The following is a 17,004-nucleotide window of genomic DNA, read 5'->3' on the forward strand; positions in this document are numbered from 1 at the left end:
CCTTGAGGGGCGCTCGACGTCTCAATTCAGCGGCACAGTTGCCCCATCAGTCTCACAGCAGGTGCTGGTTAGGGGTCTGCGCGGCGCTCATGTACTCGGGCAGCGCAATGACCGTTGCCCCTGCGTCTTCGAGGAGCTCGGTGCCCTCGGCATCCGTGACGAAAATGTCAGGCTCACTCCACGCGGTTACGACGCGTCGGAGCCCGGCGTCCTTGATGAGCTGGGCGCAGGGGCGAGGGCGGGATGCCCGCTTGGAGCAAGGCTCCAAGGAGCTGTAAAGCGTGGCGGTGGTGAGCCGGACGTCATCAGCGGGAACTTTGGCGAGGGCCCCTTCCTCGGCGTGGTCGTGAGGATCGCCCTCGCGGGAGTAGCCGCGGGAGAGTTCGGTTCCGTCGGCCGCGACGATGACCGCTCCCACACTGAAGGCGGTCGTCGAGGGTGGGCAGAGGGCTGCCAACTCGCAGGCGAGTGCTAGCCAGTTCCGATCCGCAGTGTTGGGCGTGCGGCCAATGCCCGGTGCGCCGGCCGAGTGGGTATGGCTCATCGAGGCTCCGTCGAAGTGTCCTTAGGTGCGTACCTCAGGAGTACCACGTCACCGATCTGCCGAGCTTCCAGGAGCTGGAGCCGGGAGCTGGGTCCGCCAGGGTAGCCCGCTGGGCCAAGCATCCGCACCGCATCTGGCTGGCCGACCAGAAGCGGGGCGATGACGAGCTGAAGTTCGTCGGCGAGCGCCGCTTCGAGGAGTTGTGTGTGGATGGTGCCGCCGCCTTCGACCATGAGTCGCTTGACGGCATACGCGTTGCCGAGGACATCGAGAGCTGTCGGCCATGTGCGCTCGGTGGGGATGCTCTGCACGGTTGCCAGGGCACCGAGGTTGGCACGGGCCTTCGCCGTGGCCGCGTCGCCTACGGCCAGGACGAGCTTGTCCCCACCGTGGTGCCAGAACTTCCAGTCGGGGTCGAGGTCACCCGTACCGGTGATGGTGACCTTCAACGGGTACTCCGGTCGGCCGGCTTCGGTCCGGGCGGCCCTACGGTCTTCTGAGTTGACGAGGAGGCGGGGGTTGTCCGCGCGAAGAGTTCCGGCGCCGACAAGGATCGCGTCGACGTCGGCGCGTACGGAGTCGACCCGGTCGAAGTCCTCTTTGTTGGACAACATGAGCCGCGCCTCGCCCGGGCGGGTGTCGAGATAGCCGTCGATCGAGACGGCTGCGGACAGCAGGACGTACGGGCGAGACACGTGATCTCCAGATGGGTGTGAGCAGGTGAGTGTCAGGCGGGGTGCAGGACGATGCGGTCGAGCGAAGCTCGGAACTCGGCGACGCTGTCCTCGCCCGATACAGGGGCCAGCGCCTGGTCGAGACGGTCGAGCTGCTCAAAGATCCGTACGGATCCGGTTTCGGCCGCGATTCCGACGGCCTGGGTGCCGATTCGGGCAGCCAGGGGCATGTTGCCCGTACCCGCATGGGCGCGAGCGGCACGAGCTAGGTAGACGCCCCGATCTCGGCGGTATGCCGGTGGCAGCACCGCGATCGCCTTGTCGAAGCCGGCTGCGGCCTGCTCGTAGTCGCCGAGGGCAGCATGGGAACGGGCCTGGGCCGTGTTGACGTACGCGGAATCGAGCCAGGAGCCCCAGATGCCATCGGAATCCGCACGGCCGAGTAGGGCGAGGGCGGTTTCGTAAGCCCTCTGTGCTTCACCCCCTTCTCCGAGCACGGCGTGTGCGTGGGCCTCGTGCAGAATGGCGATGACTTCCAGACGACTTCCGGGCCGGGCGGTGCGCCGGGCAGCGGCGGCGAGTCCGAGAGCGTCGGCGGGATGCCCGGTGTCGACGGCGAGCTGGGCTTTACGGGCGAGAACGTACGCGGTGAGATCGGTGTCGCCAGTGATGTGGGAAGCGTCTAGTGCTTTCGCGGTATGACCGTGGGCAGTGCGTTCGTCACCAATGTCTTGGGCGAACCAGCCTGCGAGTTCCTCGTAGCGCGTCTCCAAAGAGAGGAGCTCAACGGCGTCTGCACCGCGAGCAGCTCGGCGCCTCGCGGCAAGGGAGGCGAGATGTTGCTGGAGGGCGGGTAATACATGCCGAGCGCCGATGAGGTTGTCGGTCTGGATTATTACCCGACGGAGCTGCGCAAAATGCTCAAAAGGTGATCCCATGTCCGCGAGCTCGATGTCGGGGGTCGCCGTCGTAGCCGGGAAGGCAGTCGCAGCCAGGCCAGCAAGGCCAGAGGCGAGAACGACACGGCGGGGCACGGGCACGAAATGAATCCTTCCGTTGACTCGGGCAGGAACGACGACCGTGTCCGTGTCGTCTCCGAGTGAGATTGCCTCCCCGAGCCTGCTCAATGCCAGTGGCCCCGGGCCACTGGCCCCATGGTTTCGTGTATTGGCCCCATGAAGCGTCGTCTCAGCTCTGGACGCGATGGCGGAGCTGCCCTGGGGAACCTCGCGGTCCGCCTCGTCCCAGCCGCGAACCAATGCGCCCGCGGCATCAAGGACCTCGTCGAGAGCGACGGCCGCATGCCGCGGCACGGGACGCTCAGCGCGCTCGAAGCGCCCGAGATGTGAACGGTCGATCAATGCCTTGCGAGCGACTGCCTGCTGTGACAGTCGACGGGCTTCGCGGAACTGACGGAGCTCGTGACCCCAGCGGTGCCAGGGGCCAGCACTCGGAGTCAGGTCGTTCGGCTGTTGCCCCACGCTTCCTCCCCTACCCGTGAACTCTGCACGTCCAGCGGACTGATGCCAACGGCACCGGCCAACTCTCGATGGGGCCTGTGGAGCCAGCAACCGAGGCTCCATCCAAGGGCTCCCGACCGGGGCCTCCAACCGTTTTGATCGTTGGTATGAGTTGGTCACACGCTAGCCGAACGACATGTGTGGCGGCTCTGAATCGCATCACGAAACGCGAGAGCCAGCGAATGCACCCCCGCGCTCCTCTCCCAACTCGGGAGGCACACCATGTCCCAAGCGCCACCTCCGTCCAACACTCTCGAACTGGCTGATACGCCCAATGCTGTGGGCTTGGCCAGGCTGCACACCGTTGACGTCCTCTCCCGATGGGGCGTGCCCACAGACGTTGTGGAGACGACGCGGCTCCTGGTTTCGGAGCTGGTCACCAATGCCGTGCGGCACCCCCAGGAGGGTTTGGAGGAGGTCTCGGCGTACTTCTCGCGGTACACGCTGCGGACCTTCGAGCTGACACTGGAAATGTTCTGGGACGGCGTCCGGATTTCGGTGCGGGACCACGACTCAAGGCCGCCCGTCCTCAAGGAGGTTGGAGTCGAGCCGGAGAACGGGCGTGGGATCTTCATCGTCGCGATGATGAGCAGGAACTGGGGCTTCCATCCGGCCGTGGGCGTACCCGGCAAGGTGGCCTGGGCCGAGGTCGGGCTCGCACCTGTGGGCGGAGTCGGTGAAAACGAGAGAATGGCGCGGTGTGCCGGCCGGCCTCCGTCGGCTGATGCCGAAGATTCGAGCGCTGTACCTCCGGATCCGAACCTGCTCGGCCGTGTGCTCGTCGGTGTCAGGGAATTTTGAGCCGTGGCCGTGGCCGTGGCCGTGGCCGTGGCAGACGGAGCGGGACCGGCGCCTGTAGGGACGAGGGACCTGTCCGCCGGAGCGAGGATGGCGAGCCCGGACGAGCAGGCAGTGATATCCGCTACGCCTCGCTGCCGGCCGGGAAAGTAAATCGCGTTCGTGCGGCCAGCGTCTGAGTGACACCGCCCTCGCTCGACACGACGAGGAGTAGCCGCCCGCCGCGGTCACCACGAACTTTCATCACCCACCAAAGACGGCGTCCTCGCCGTTGTTCCCGGACCTCCCCCAGGGTCCTGAGCCCGTCTCCGTTGGCGAGGGCCTGAGTTGGGGCCCAGACGTGCCACCTGGTGCCGAGTACCGCCCCGCCTCACGAGCGCGGAATCCTCCAAGACCTCCCGCCACGACCAACTCTCTGAAAGCCGGATCATCATGAAGCCGCTTCTGCTCGGCGAATACGTCACCGCGCCCGCCTACGGACAGCTCGCCGCCACCCCGTACGGGCGCCTGCACTCCTACGACCTGGCCGACTTTCTCGCCCGGTGGCCGGAGCTGCACGAAGAGGCACTCGCTCTGCTCGGCGATGACCGCATCCACCCGACGGCGTACGTGCACCCGCAGGCCATCGTCGGGGACGACGTCATCATCGGTCCGGACGTGAAGGTGTACGAGTTCTCCACCGTGCGCAAGAGCAGCGTGCTGTGCGCCGGAGCCTCGGTCGGCTTCAACTGCGAGGTCACCTCCGCGTTCGTCGGCGAGGGGGCGGTCCTGGGCCATCGCATCGGCATCAACCGCACGATCGTCGGCAACCGAGCGCACCTGTCGGCCGGGGTGACGGTGGCCGCCCTCGCGGTGAGCGCCGACATGTCCGCGCCGGAGCGCGAGATCAGCCTGCGCACCGAAGGCGGTGCATACCGATGCCGGACCACGCAGTTCGGCGCGGTCATCGGCGACAAGGTGCAAACCGGGAACAACATCAGCCTCGGCCCGGCATCCTCATCGGCCGCAGCAGCCAGATCGACAGCGGCGTCACCCTCGCCATCCGCGCCGTCCCCGAGAACTCCGTCGTCACGGCTCCGCACACCGCGCAGACGCGCATCCGCAGCCGCAACGCGGGCGTCGAAGAAATGCTCCCGTGACCCCGCTCCACCGCCTTCCCGGTGCCGGGCCCGACGCTCTGCCGACCCTGCGCTTGGCCATCGGGGCCGATCGTGCCGGCCAGGAGTACAAGGACGCGCTCGCCGAGCACCTGCGGAAGCAGCCCCTCGTCGCGTCCGTACTCGACGTCGGCGTACACCTCCGCCCCGAATGCGCCTACCCGCAGATCGCCGAGGAGGCTGCCCGGCGCGTCGCCGAGGCCACCGTCGACAGAGCCCTGCTCATCTGCCACACCGGCCTCGGAATGGCCGTCACGGCGAACAAAGTGTCCGGCGTCCGCGCCGTCACCGCCCACGACTCCCTGTCCGTGCGGGCCTCTGTGCTCTCCAACAATGCCCAGGTCCTCACCTTCGGCGCCGGGATCATCGACCTGGCCCTGGCCAAACAGCTCGCCGAGGAGTGGCTGACCTGGCGCTTCGACCCGACCGCGTCCGCCGCCCGCAAGGTCCAGATGATCCACGACCTGGAGCTCACCGGCCGCGTCATCCCCCCGCCCGTTCCCTGACCCGCACGAGGAGAACGCCGATGCCAACCAATCGCAGCACCGTTCCCCGCACCACCGCAGCGTTGACGATCCCGTTCGAGCCGGCCCAGGGCGGCTGGTACACGGGAGCCGAGCACGACGCCATCCGCATGGTCGTCTCCGGTTCGGAGAGCTGGCGTACGGGCTGGCGCGGCACCGAGTACGTCACCAGCTTCGAGGACGCCTTCGTCCAGTACACCGGGGCGAGTCACGCCCTGGCGTTCAACTCGGGCGGCACCGCGATGGAGATGGTGCTCCGAGCCCTGGAGCTGAAGCCGCGTGACGAGGTGATCTCCTGCGCGATCAACTTCGTCGGCCCGCACATCGCCGTCATCGGGCAGGGCGGGCGACTCGTCCTGGCCGAGCCGGACCCGATCACCCTCAACCTCGACCTCGCCGACACCGAGCAGCGGATCGGCCCACAGACGAGGGCGATCCTGGTCACCCACTGGAACGGCGCGAGCGCCGACATCGGCCGCTTCGTCGAGCTGGCCGTCCGCCACCCGCACCCGGTGCACGGGCCGCCGGTCGTGATCGTGGACGCCGCCCGCGCCTGCGGCGGCCGGGCCCCGTCCGGAGCCCGCGTCGGTGCTGAGGGCTGGGCGACGGTGTTCTCGTTCGAGTCGAAGAAGCTGATGACCACCTTCGGCCAGGGCGGCATGGTCACCACGGACGACCATGTCCTGGCCGAGCGGCTGCGCGGGCTGCAGACGTACGGCGGACGCGCGGGTTGGGGTACCAACCAGCTGCTGACCAAGGCCCAGGCCGCGGTCGGGCTGATCCAGCTCGCGCGCCTGGACGAGATGAACGCCGCCCGCGTCACCCGCGCGCACGACCGTACGGCGGCCCTCGCCGACATTCCCGAGTTGACCCTGCCTCCGACGCTCGACAAGGGCCTGCACCTCTACTACCGGCACAACCTCCTGGTGCCCGAAGCGTGGGCGGGCCGGGGCCGGGACGAGCTGATGGACGTGCTCGCCGACCGGTACGGGGTCGGCAGCATCGTCTCCGACCCGGTCACCTACCTCGGCCACGACCTCATCCGCGCCCACACCGCCGGCCAGCGCTGCCCGTGCGCCGAGCAGCTCGCCGCCCGCCTGCTGTGCCCCTGCCTCCACCCGCAGATGACCGAGGACGAGGAGGCCCAGGTCCGCGACGCCGTCCGCCGGGCCACCGCCGACATCGCCCAGCTCCAGCCCGCCACCGCCACCGCCAAGGAGAACGGCTGATGTCTCAGCTCCGAGCCGAAATCGACGGCATCCACGACCGCGAGATCCACCTAGTCGACCGGTACGAACCCAAGGATCCCGGCGGACTGCTGCGGATGGTCTTCATGATCCCTTACGGGCACGCCTTCAGCCTGATGGGCAACGGCCCCATGGGCTTGCACGACCTCATCAACCGTAAGAAGGACGTCCCCGCCGTCGCCGAGCGCGCCCTGCACGACGAGTGCCTGATCCACGAAGGAAACCGGGTGACGACGCCGGACGGGGAGGTCTACCGCAGCATCGAGTCGCCGTTACCCGTCGGCACGGCGGACGTGATCGGCGTCTCCGTCATCAACTCCGGCAGCCTGCACTCCGTCTTCCAGCAGCTCGACCTCGCCGGAGTGCCCCGCCGCAGCGCCGACCGGATCCCCAGCGAGCACCCGCTGATCGTCGGCGGCAACTCCGGTCTCGCCGACCCCGAGCCCATGGCCGACTACCTCGACGTCATCGCCCTCGGCGAAGCCGAAGAGTCCCTGCTCGAACTGCTGCGCGTCGCCCACGCCCACCGCGAGGAGCCCGGAACCGGCGTCACCCTGTACGAGAAGCTGGCCCGCATCCCCAGCCTGTACGTACCGTCGCTGTACACCTGCGAGTACCTGCCCGGCGGCGGCGTCGCCGGGGTCACCCCGAAGAAGCTCACCGTTCCCGCGAAGGTCAGCCCTGCCTACCTTCCCGTACGGGAGCTGCACCCCGCCCACTTCGTCTACCCCAAGAGCGACGGCACCGCCGCCGGCATCCACCCCACCCTCGGCTGCCGGCACTCCTGCGACTTCTGCAACCTCGGCGTCCCCCCGTTCCGCCACGCGCCCATCGGAATGCTCAAGGACTACGTCGACCGTCTCGAAGCGCGGAAGATCCGGCGGATCATCATCAGCTCGCCCACGTTCACCCAGTACCGACACCGCCGCGAACTCCTGGACCACATCAGCGCTTACGCCCGCCGGGCGGCAGCCGAAGGGGAGACGGTCACCACCATCATCGGCTCTATCCGGGCGGACGAACTCACTGCGGAATACCTGGAGTCGGTCACCGAACTCGAAGAGTTCGGGCACCTGTTCACCGAGCTGAACCTGGACCAGGCCCGGGGCATCATCACCATCGCCCCCGAGTGGGCCTCCCCGGACCTCGTCGCGATGTACGGCAAGACCCAGCGCCGCGAACGCGTCGACAACGCCATCGAACTGTGCCGCAAGAACAAGGACGTCAACACCGTCATGCTCTACTTCATCGTCGGCGCACCGGGCGAGCGCGACGCGGACCGCCTCGCGATCGCCGACTACGCCCAGGATGTTCTGTACCGGCTCGGCCACCCCGACGGCACAGTGATCGTCAAGCTCCACCAGTTCATGCCCAAGCCCGGCACCGCCAGCCAGCGCCTGCGGATGAGCGACCCCGACCTCGTCCACACCTACACCGCCCAGATCGAGGACCGCCTGCGCGACCTCGTCGGCGACGAGAAGTTCGAACAACACTTCCGGGTCCTGGACCTCGGCGCCAGCCACATGCACCTCGAAGTCATCTGCTCACGCGGAGACCGCCGGATCGGGCTGGTCCTGGAAGACCTCTACGACGCCAACGTCGACCTGCACACGGTGACCAAGGGCCAGCTCGTCGACGCCCTCGCCCGGCGCGGCTTGTCGTACGACCGCCACCTGCGGCACATGGACGAGCCCGTCCTGCCCTGGCACACCCTCAACCACGTCGACACCACCGCCGAGCAGCAACTGGCCACCGCCCTCTACGAGCGCGAGAGCACCCTCGGGTGAACGGCTTCCCCCTCCACCCTGGCAAGCACGCCCTGCCAGCCGTACCCGACCCGGCCGAGCACGCCGCGTACGTCCGGACCACCGACCCGGAAGCGGACCTCGCCCCGTTCGACGGGGTGGTCCTCCTCTACCAGGGGCGGCTCCTGGAACACGCTCTGCGTACGTACCGCACCAGCTCCCGCCCGGGGTGGGTGCGCGGCGGCCTGCACCTGGTCGAGGACCAGGGCCGCAGATTCGCCCTGTGCGGCGGCTTCGGCCTCGGCGCCCCGGCCGCCGCCCTCGTCGTCGAGCAGCTCGCCGCACTCGGCACCCGGCAGATCGTCACCGTCGGCACCGCCGCCTCCCTCCAGCAGGGTCTCAGCGCTGGCACCCTCGTCGTGGCCACGAGCGCGCTGCGCGACGAAGGGCTCTCCCACCACTACCTGCCGCCCGGCCGGACAGCCTCACCCTCGGCCGTCCTCACCCAGCACCTGACCGAAGCGCTGGCCCTGTACGACCTACCGGTCACTCGCGGGCCGATCTGGACCACGGACGCCCCGTACCGCGAGACAGCGGCAGAGGTCACCCGGTACGGAGCCGAAGGCGTCCTCGCCGCTGACATGGAAGCCGCCGCGGTCTTCGCCGTGGGCCACTGCCGTACGGTCGCCATCGCCACCGTGGCCGCCATCGCTGACTCCCTCGTCGACCGCCGCCCGCGCCGACACTCGCCGGACACCGAGCACGCCCTCCACGTCGCACTGGCGGCAGCGGCGCAAGCGCTCCACAGCTCGACAGCGTCACCGCCGACCCTCGGCGAACACTAGGGTTGAACTCCTCGCGAACAGAAGCAGAAGGGCACCCTTGTGAGCACCGGCGCCTCGCGTCCCACGGTCGGCGCGGTCGTCCTGACCATGAACGACCGGCCCGAAGAGTTCCCCCGGGCCATGGCCTCGCTCCTCGCGCAGGAAGGCATCGACCTCGACGTCGTCGTGGTCGGCAACGGCTGCGAACCCGAACAGATCCCCGCAGGCGTCCGCGCTGTCACGCTGCCCGAGAACGTCGGCATCCCCGAAGGCCGCAACGTAGGGGCCGACAACGTCAAGGGCGAGTACCTCTTCTTCTTCGACAACGACGCCCACCTGCCCGACACCGACACCCTCGCCCGCCTCGTCGCCGAACTCCACCGCGACCCCCAGCTCGCCTACGTCCAGCCGCGCATCAGCGACCCCGTGACCGGCGAGACCCTCCGCCGCTGGGTACCGCGCCTGCGGGCCTCGGACCCCACCCGGCCCGGCGTCGTTACCGTCATGGCCGAGGGTGTCGTCATGGTTCGTCGCGACGCCTACGACCGCGCCGGCGGCTGGCCCGGAGACTTCTTCCTCTTCCACGAAGGCGTCGAACTGGCCTGGCGGCTGTGGAACCTGGGCTGCACCGGCCGGTACGTCCCCGACATCGTCGTCCACCACCCCGCCACCAACCCGGCCCGGCACGAGACCTTCTACCGGCTCAACGCCCGCAACCGCGTCTGGGTCGCCCGCCGGAATCTGCCACGGCTCCTGGTCCCCCTCAACCTCGCCACCTGGTGCCTGATCACGCTGTGGCGTATCCGCGACCGACAAGCCCTCCGCGTCACGCTCGCCGGGTTCCGTGAGGGGCTCGCCGGTGGACAGGGCCCGAGGCAGCCCATGTCCTGGCGAACCGTGCTCCGGCTCACGACGGCCGGGCGACCGCCCGTCTTCTAACCTCTGGTGGTGAAGTCGGCCCGGGGCGACTTCACCAGCTGGCTGTCGAGGCACGTCAGGGCTACCTCGTCAGCAGACTAAACGCGCAGGTCAGGGCCCACATCCTCAGCACTCGATGATGTTCACCGCGAGCCCGCCCCGCGCCGTCTCCTTGTACTTGACGCTCATGTCGGCCCCGGTCTCCTTCATCGTCTTGATGACCTTGTCGAGGGAGACCTTGTGGCTGCCGTCGCCCCGCAGCGCCATCCGCGCCGCGGTGACCGCCTTCACCGCCGCCATGCCGTTGCGCTCGATGCAGGGAATCTGGACGAGGCCGCCGACCGGGTCGCAGGTCAGGCCCAGGTTGTGCTCCATGCCGATCTCGGCGGCGTTCTCCACCTGCTCGGGGGAGCCGCCGAGGACCTCGGCCAGGGCTCCGGCCGCCATCGAGCAGGCCGAGCCGACCTCGCCCTGGCAGCCGACCTCGGCGCCGGAGATCGAGGCGTTCTCCTTGAACAGCATGCCGATCGCGCCGGCCGCGAGGAGGAAGCGCACGACGCTGTCCTCCTTCTCCGTCTCGGTGCAGCCGCCGGCCGCGAAGTTCATGTAGTAGTGCAGAACGGCGGGGATGATGCCCGCCGCGCCGTTGGTGGGGGCGGTGACCACGCGGCCGCCCGCCGCGTTCTCCTCGTTGACCGCCATCGCGTACAGAGTGATCCACTCCATCGCGTGGGCCTGCGGGTCGCCCTCGGCGCGCAGCTGGCGGGCCGAGTTCGCGGCGCGGCGGCGGACCTTGAGGCCGCCGGGGAGGATGCCCTCGCGGGACATGCCGCGCGAGACGCAGGCCTGCATGACGCGCCAGATGTCCAGCAGCCCGGAGCGGATCTCCGCCTCGGTGCGCCAGGCCAGCTCGTTCTCCAGCATCATCGAGGAGATCGAGAGACCGGTCTCCCCGGAGAGCCGCAGCAGCTCGTCGCCGGTGCGGAAGGGGTGCTTGAGGACCGTGTCGTCCGGGACGATCGGGTTCTCCCCGGCCACCGCGTCCTCGTCGACGACGAAGCCGCCGCCGACCGAGTAGTACGTCTTCTCCAGGACCGGGGCGCCCTCGGCGTCGTACGCGAGGATCGTCATGCCGTTGGCGTGGTACGGGAGTGCCTTGCGGCGGTGCAGGACCAGGTCCTCGTCGAAGTCGAACGGGATCTCGTGCATGCCCAGCAGGTTGATCCTGCCGCTGCCGCGGATCTCCTCGACCCGGCCGTCGGCGGACTCCACGTCCACGGTCTGGGGCGACTCGCCCTCCAGGCCGAGCAGGACCGCCTTGGGCGTGCCGTGCCCGTGGCCGGTCGCGCCGAGGGAACCGTACAGCTCGGCCCGTATCGAGGCGGTGTGCGCGAGCAGGCCCTCGTTCTTGAGGCGGCGCGCGAACATCCGGGCGGCGCGCATCGGGCCCACCGTGTGGGAGCTGGACGGGCCGATGCCGACCGAGAAGAGGTCGAAGACCGAGATGGCCACGGGAGTACTCCTTGGGGTTGGAAGACGCCGTTGTCTGCCTGGGTGGTGCGGGAACGGGCCGGGGGGTGCGGAACGGGCCGGGGTGGGGCCCGCGGGTCAAGCGGTCGATCAGGTCGAGCAGGTCGAGCAGGTCGAACGGTTCAAGCGGGCCAAGCGGGTCGAGCAGGTCAAGCGGATCAAGAGCAGGTCACGCCGGCCAAGCGGATCAAGCGGGTCGAGCAGGGCAAGCAGGGCAAAAGGTGGAGCGAGGGACACAGGTCGGGGCACCGCGCTCACTCTCCTCAGTGTGCGCGGTGCCCCGTCCGAACGTGCGGAACCGCAGGCCAGGTGTTACTTGAGGCCCGGGTACAGCGGGAACTTCTCGGCCAGCGCGACCACGCGGGCCTTGAGGTCGTCCGCGTCGTAGGACGGCTTGAGGGCGGCGGCGATGATCTCCGCGACCTCCGTGAAGTCCTCGACGCCGAAGCCGCGGGTGGCCAGCGCCGGGGTGCCGATCCGCAGGCCCGAGGTGACCATCGGGGGGCGCGGGTCGTTCGGAATGGCGTTCCGGTTGACCGTGATGCCCAGCTCGTGGAGCCGGTCCTCGGCCTGCTGGCCGTCCAGCTCCGAGTTGCGCAGGTCGACCAGGACCAGGTGCACGTCGGTGCCGCCGGAGAGGACGGACACGCCCACCTCGGTGACGTCCGGCTGGACCAGGCGCTCGGCCAGGATGCGCGCGCCGTCCAGGGTGCGCTGCTGGCGCTCCTTGAACTCCTCGCCCGCCGCGATCTTGAACGAGACCGCCTTGGCCGCGATCACGTGCTCCAGCGGGCCGCCCTGCTGACCCGGGAAGACCGCGGAGTTGATCTTCTTGGCGAGCTCCTGGGTCGAGAGGATCACGCCGCCGCGCGGACCGCCGAGGGTCTTGTGCGTGGTGGTGGTCACGACATGGGCGTGCGGCACCGGGTTGGGGTGCAGACCGGCCGCGACCAGGCCCGCGAAGTGCGCCATGTCGACCATCAGGTACGCGCCGACCTCGTCCGCGATGCGGCGGAAGGCGGCGAAGTCCAGCTGGCGCGGGTAGGCGGACCAGCCGGCCACGATCAGCTTCGGCTGGGACTCCTTGGCGAGGCGCTCGACCTCCTCCATGTCCACGATGCCGCTCTCGTCGACGTGGTACGGGACCACGTTGTAGAGCTTGCCGGAGAAGTTGATCTTCATGCCGTGGGTCAGGTGACCGCCGTGGGCCAGGTTCAGGCCCATGATCGTGTCGCCCGGCTTCAGCAGCGCGAACATCGCGGCGGCGTTCGCCTGGGCGCCGGAGTGCGGCTGCACGTTCGCCGCCTCGGCGCCGAACAGGGCCTTGATCCGGTCGATCGCGATCTGCTCGACGACGTCGACGTGCTCACAGCCGCCGTAGTAGCGGCGGCCCGGGTAGCCCTCGGCGTACTTGTTGGTGAGGACGGAGCCCTGTGCCTCCATGACGGCGACCGGAGCGAAGTTCTCCGAGGCGATCATTTCGAGGGTGGACTGCTGACGGTGGAGCTCGGCGTCGACGGCGGCGGCGACGTCCGGGTCCAGCTCGTGGAGGGAGGAGTTCAGAAGCGACATCAGGGGGTCCCTTAAGGTCTCAGTTGCCGGAGAACGCGGTGTACTCGTCGGCGGAGAGCAGGTCGGCCGGCTCCTCCGCGACGCGCACCTTGAACAGCCAGCCGCCCTCGAAGGGAGCGGAGTTCACCAGCGAGGGGTCGTCCACGACGTCCTGGTTGGCCGCCGTCACCTCACCGGTCACCGGCGAGTACAGATCGCTGACGGACTTGGTCGACTCCAGTTCGCCGCAGGTCTCGCCCGCGGTCACCGTGTCGCCGACCTCCGGAAGCTGGGCGAAGACGACGTCACCGAGCGCGTTGGCCGCGTACTCCGTGATGCCGATGGTGGCCACGCCGTCCTCGAGGGCCGACAGCCACTCGTGCTCCTTGCTGTACCGCAGCTGCTGGGGGTTGCTCATGACCTGAATTCTCCTGTACGCGGGGAGTGCTGATGAACGGTGGTCTTACGGTGTGAGACGGAGGTACGTCACTTCTGTGACGTCCGCCTCTGTGACGTCCGCCTCTGTGACGTCCGCCTCTGTGGCGTGTGCTCTGTGGCGTGTGCTCTGTGACGTCTGCGCGCGCGTCGCTTCGGTGACGCCCGCCCGCGGTCGGGAAGGTCCGGTTACCGCCGGTCCTTCCGGAGGATCACTTCTCGCGCTTGTAGAACGGCAGCGCGACGACCTCGTACGGCTCGTGCGTGCCCCGGATGTCCACGCCCACGCCCTCGGTGCCCGGGGCGGCGAAGGCCGGGTCCACGTAGGCCATGGCGATCGGCTTGCCCAGCGTCGGCGACGGGGCGCCGGAGGTGACCTCGCCGATCACCTTGCCGTCGGCCACGACCGGGAAACCGGCGCGCGGGACCCGGCGGCCCTCGGCGATCAGGCCCACCAGCTTGCGCGGCGGGGCGGTCGCGGCGCGCTCGGCGGCGGCGGTCAGGGCCTCGCGCCCGACGAAGTCGCCCTCCTTCTCGAACTTCACGACCCGGCCCAGGCCCGCGTCGAACGGGGTGAGCGCGGTCGTCAGCTCGTGCCCGTACAGCGGCATGCCCGCCTCCAGGCGCAGCGTGTCCCGGCAGGAGAGCCCGCAGGGAATCAGGCCGTGCGGGGAGCCGGCCTCGGTCAGCGCCCGCCACAGCTGCTCGGCGTGCTCGGGCGCGACGAAGAGTTCAAAGCCGTCCTCGCCGGTGTAGCCGGTACGGGCGATGAGCGCCGGAACCCCGGCGACCGTGCCCGGCAGGCCCGCGTAGTACTTCAGCCCGTCCAGGTCGGCGTCGGTGACGGCCTTCATGATGGCGGGCGACTCGGGTCCCTGGACCGCGAGCAGCGCGTACGCGTCCCGGTCGTCGCGCACCTCGGCGTCGAACCCGCCGACGCGGGCGGTCAGCGCGTCCAGGACGACCTGCGCGTTGCCCGCGTTGGCGACCACCATGTATTCAACCTCGCCCAGGCGGTAGACGATCAGGTCGTCCACGATCCCGCCGTCCTCCTGGACGATCATCGTGTAGCGGGCCCGGCCGTTGCCGACGGTGGCGATGTTGCCCACCAGCGCGTAGCTCAGGAAGGCGGCGGCCTCGGGCCCGGTGACGGTGATCTCGCCCATGTGCGACAGGTCGAAGAGACCGGCCCGGGTGCGTACGGCGTTGTGCTCGTCGCGCTCACTGGCGTACCGCAGGGGCATGTCCCAGCCCGCGAAGTCGGTCATGGTGGCGCCGAGCGAGCGGTGCAGTGCGTCGAGGGCGGTGAGACGGGGGGCAGTGCTCATGGATACGGCTCCAGGGCATGACGACGTCAGGACGAATCCTCCCCATCTGTCATCGGAACCTGAGAGGTTCGCCGATAGCCCCCGACGGGGTATGCCCCTGGAGGGCGCCCCGGATCAGGGGGCTCGGCTTGCACCTTGGGTGGAGCCGCGGAACGGCTCGCTTTTCAGATCTGCCTCATCCACGCGGTACGGGGCCTGAGAGATTCAAGGGAGGATCTTGCTCCTTCGGCGCCCGGCTCACACTGTGGCCGGAACTCTCCCGCGCGGATTCGAACGGCCGGTATGCAGTTGGCGGGGTCATCATCGCATGCATGGGGGGAGAGTGGGGGGCCCGGCCCCCGAGAAGGTGAAGACGGCGACGACAGGCCCTGGGCCGCTTGTGCCGCATTGCCTTTTCTTTACACTTCAGGGGCAGGCGTGGGGGACACGACGGCAGGGGGATGGGCGATGACGTTGCAGCGGTCGGCACCGACCGCGGGGGTCGCGCACGGCGCGATGCCCGCACAGCCCGGCGCTCCCGCGCGGGAGCTGCTGACGGAGGGCGCGCCGGTGGTACGCGACCTGCGCGGGCGCACCGCCTGCGGCCGGTACAGCCTCGACCTCACCGCCGGTGACGTCGTCGTGGTCTCCGGGCTCCCCGGCAGCGGGAAGTCGACCCTCATCCGGCGGGCCGCGCAGGGCCGCGCCATCGACTCCCAGAACACCCGCGACAGCTGGGCCGCCGCCCTGCCCCGCTTACTGCCCTACGCCCTCTACCGCCCGCTGGTCCGCGCCGCGCACTACCTCGGCCTCTGGAAGGCCCTGCGCTCCGGTGAATCCGTCGTCGTGCACGACTGCGGCACCCAGACGTGGGTACGCCGCTGGCTCGCCCGGCACGCCGTGAGCCGGGGCCGCACCCTCCATCTGATCCTGCTCGACGTGACGCCCGAGGTGGCGCGGCGGGGGCAGCGCGAGCGGGGGCGCGGCGTCTCCGGCTATGCCTTCGCCCGCCACCGGCACGCGGTCGCCCGGCTGCTCCGCGACACCGAGCAGGGGCTGCTGCCCGCCGGCTGCACCTCGGCGGTGCTGCTGGACCGCGAGGCCGCGGGAGCGCTCGACCGGATCTCCTTCACGGCCGCCGAGGCCTCCACCGCCCGCTGACCGTTAAGGTGCTGGCCGGAGCAGAGGCCGCCGGGCGCGCGGCCGAGGCGGTGGAGAGAGGGCACAGAGGCAGTGGACATTCCGGCACCCGCACCGGCACACCCCCAGCAGGGGTGGCCCGCCAACGAGCTCGAAGAGGTGCTGACGGCCTCGCTCGGCGTCCCCGACGCGGGCGGCCGCCTCGTCGAAGTGCTCGGCCGCAGCTCCGTCTGGGTGCCGCTGCCGAACGGCGGCACCCCCGCCAGCGCGGACCTCGACCTGCCGATGATGGAGATCGACGGCGCGGCCTTCGTCCCCGTCTTCAGCTCCGAAGCCCAGTTCCTCAGCTGCGTCGGCGGCCACATGTCCTTCACCGTCGCCCCCGCCCGCGACTTCGCCCGGGGCCTGCCCCCCCAGGTCGGCATCGCCGTGAATCCGGGCGGCGCGGTCGGCATACCGCTTCCGCCGCCCGCCGTCGCCGAGCTCTGCCGGGCCGGCCGCACCGCCCTGGACGGGCCCGCCACCGGCGGCCGGGTCCGGCTGTTCGAGCCGGACTGGCAGCACGACCCGGTCGACTTCCTCACCGCGGTCTCCGAGGAGTTCGAGGCCTCCGGAGTGGTGAGCACCGCACGCCGGGCGCTGGCCAGCATCGAGGGCGGCGACCCGGTCCTCTTCGTCGGCGTCGAGTTCGCCACCTGGGACGGCGCGGGACAGAGCGCGCCCATGGACGCCATCGGCCGCGCGCTCGGCCGGGTCCAGGTGCCCTGGCCGGTCAACCTCGTCCTGCTGGACGTGGCGGAGGACCTCGTCGGCGACTGGATGCGGGAGAAGGTGCGCCCGTTCTACCGGCGCGAGGGTCACTGACCCACCGGTACGACGTCCACGGGCGACCACGGTAGGCGGCCGGGCGACGGCGCCGCCGGACCGTGGCGTCAAGTCGGTGTCAGAAGTGGCGCATAAGCTGGTTTGATGGCGTGGTCGCTCCCGTGCGCCCGGGAGCGCCTGCGCGAACGCGACGGATCGGCACGCGACGGATCGACGAGGGGCGGAACCCAGGGTGAGTGCGTCAGGCACTGCGGCGGCCGGGAAG

The 17,004-nt window shown here is 69.7% G+C and carries 14 protein-coding genes, 3 pseudogenes and 1 riboswitch; of the genes and pseudogenes, 10 read left to right on the forward strand and 7 right to left on the reverse strand.

The genetic code is table 11. The annotated features are described in order from the left end of the window. Positions 1–52: 52 nt before the first annotated feature. From D581_RS1000000139165 to D581_RS1000000142250, 3 genes and pseudogenes are all read right to left on the reverse strand, one after another. Positions 53–1,239, reverse strand: a pseudogene (locus D581_RS1000000139165) (dihydrofolate reductase family protein). 32 nt (positions 1,240–1,271) lie between these two features. Continuing rightward, a complete protein-coding gene (locus tag D581_RS1000000140035) occupies positions 1,272–2,258 on the reverse strand; it encodes an NsdA family TPR-like regulatory protein (RefSeq protein WP_018959967.1) in 987 nt (328 codons plus the stop codon). Positions 2,259–2,480: 222 nt separating this feature from the next. After that, positions 2,481–2,801, reverse strand: a pseudogene (locus D581_RS1000000142250) (helix-turn-helix domain-containing protein); the annotation flags it as partial. Positions 2,802–2,960: 159 nt separating this feature from the next. Here D581_RS1000000142250 and D581_RS0125240 point away from each other — a divergent pair. The 8 genes and pseudogenes from D581_RS0125240 to D581_RS0125275 all read left to right on the forward strand — a co-directional run bounded on the left by D581_RS0125240 (position 2,961) and on the right by D581_RS0125275 (position 9,972). Continuing rightward, positions 2,961–3,539 carry an ATP-binding protein gene (locus D581_RS0125240; protein WP_026290897.1) on the forward strand — a complete coding sequence of 193 codons (579 nt, stop codon included), beginning with the start codon at positions 2,961–2,963 and terminating at the stop codon, positions 3,537–3,539. Between the two features lie 429 nt (positions 3,540–3,968). Then, positions 3,969–4,331, forward strand: a pseudogene (locus D581_RS1000000142255) (transferase); the annotation flags it as partial. A gap of 122 nt (positions 4,332–4,453) precedes the next feature. Further along, positions 4,454–4,675 carry a hypothetical protein gene (locus D581_RS1000000142260; protein ID WP_486585884.1) on the forward strand — a complete coding sequence of 74 codons (222 nt, stop codon included), beginning with the start codon at positions 4,454–4,456 and terminating at the stop codon, positions 4,673–4,675. Then, positions 4,672–5,199: an RpiB/LacA/LacB family sugar-phosphate isomerase gene (locus tag D581_RS0125255; protein ID WP_018959971.1), complete on the forward strand. Its 528-nt coding sequence runs from the start codon at positions 4,672–4,674 to the stop codon at positions 5,197–5,199. Before D581_RS1000000142260 ends, D581_RS0125255 begins: the two co-directional genes overlap by 4 nt. Before the next feature lie 20 nt (positions 5,200–5,219). After that, positions 5,220–6,446: a DegT/DnrJ/EryC1/StrS family aminotransferase gene (locus D581_RS0125260; protein ID WP_018959972.1), complete on the forward strand. Its 1,227-nt coding sequence runs from the start codon at positions 5,220–5,222 to the stop codon at positions 6,444–6,446. Next, positions 6,446–8,251, forward strand: coding sequence for a radical SAM protein (locus D581_RS0125265; protein WP_018959973.1), 1,806 nt, complete (start codon positions 6,446–6,448; stop codon positions 8,249–8,251). Before D581_RS0125260 ends, D581_RS0125265 begins: the two co-directional genes overlap by 1 nt. Continuing rightward, complete coding sequence (locus D581_RS0125270; RefSeq protein WP_018959974.1) at positions 8,248–9,054, forward strand: nucleoside phosphorylase; 807 nt, start codon at positions 8,248–8,250, stop codon at positions 9,052–9,054. The genes D581_RS0125265 and D581_RS0125270 overlap by 4 nt, the downstream gene beginning before the upstream one ends. A gap of 39 nt (positions 9,055–9,093) precedes the next feature. After that, positions 9,094–9,972: a glycosyltransferase family 2 protein gene (locus D581_RS0125275; RefSeq protein WP_018959975.1), complete on the forward strand. Its 879-nt coding sequence runs from the start codon at positions 9,094–9,096 to the stop codon at positions 9,970–9,972. Positions 9,973–10,077: 105 nt separating this feature from the next. Here D581_RS0125275 and D581_RS0125280 read toward each other — a convergent pair whose 3' ends face one another. From D581_RS0125280 to gcvT, 4 genes are all read right to left on the reverse strand, one after another. After that, on the reverse strand, positions 10,078–11,463 hold the full coding sequence (locus D581_RS0125280; RefSeq protein ID WP_018959976.1) for an L-serine ammonia-lyase: 1,386 nt from the start codon (positions 11,461–11,463) through the stop codon (positions 10,078–10,080). Between the two features lie 330 nt (positions 11,464–11,793). Then, positions 11,794–13,053, reverse strand: coding sequence for a serine hydroxymethyltransferase (gene glyA, locus D581_RS0125285; protein WP_018959977.1), 1,260 nt, complete (start codon positions 13,051–13,053; stop codon positions 11,794–11,796). 19 nt (positions 13,054–13,072) lie between these two features. Beyond that, entirely contained in the window at positions 13,073–13,450 is a 378-nt protein-coding gene (gene gcvH, locus D581_RS0125290) for a glycine cleavage system protein GcvH (RefSeq protein ID WP_007457159.1), read from the reverse strand. A 229-nt stretch (positions 13,451–13,679) separates the two neighbouring features. Next, positions 13,680–14,795 carry a glycine cleavage system aminomethyltransferase GcvT gene (gcvT, locus tag D581_RS0125295; protein WP_018959978.1) on the reverse strand — a complete coding sequence of 372 codons (1,116 nt, stop codon included), beginning with the start codon at positions 14,793–14,795 and terminating at the stop codon, positions 13,680–13,682. A gap of 174 nt (positions 14,796–14,969) precedes the next feature. Next, a riboswitch (glycine riboswitch) is annotated at positions 14,970–15,067 on the reverse strand. 175 nt (positions 15,068–15,242) lie between these two features. Here gcvT and D581_RS0125300 point away from each other — a divergent pair. Both D581_RS0125300 and D581_RS0125305 read left to right on the forward strand, forming a co-directional pair. Next, positions 15,243–15,935, forward strand: a complete 693-nt coding sequence (locus D581_RS0125300) for an AAA family ATPase (protein WP_018959979.1) — start codon at positions 15,243–15,245, stop codon at positions 15,933–15,935. Positions 15,936–16,007: 72 nt separating this feature from the next. Next, positions 16,008–16,778, forward strand: coding sequence for an enhanced serine sensitivity protein SseB (locus D581_RS0125305; protein ID WP_026290898.1), 771 nt, complete (start codon positions 16,008–16,010; stop codon positions 16,776–16,778). Positions 16,779–17,004 lie beyond the last annotated feature (226 nt).

Source organism: Streptomyces sp. CNB091 (genome assembly GCF_000377965.1).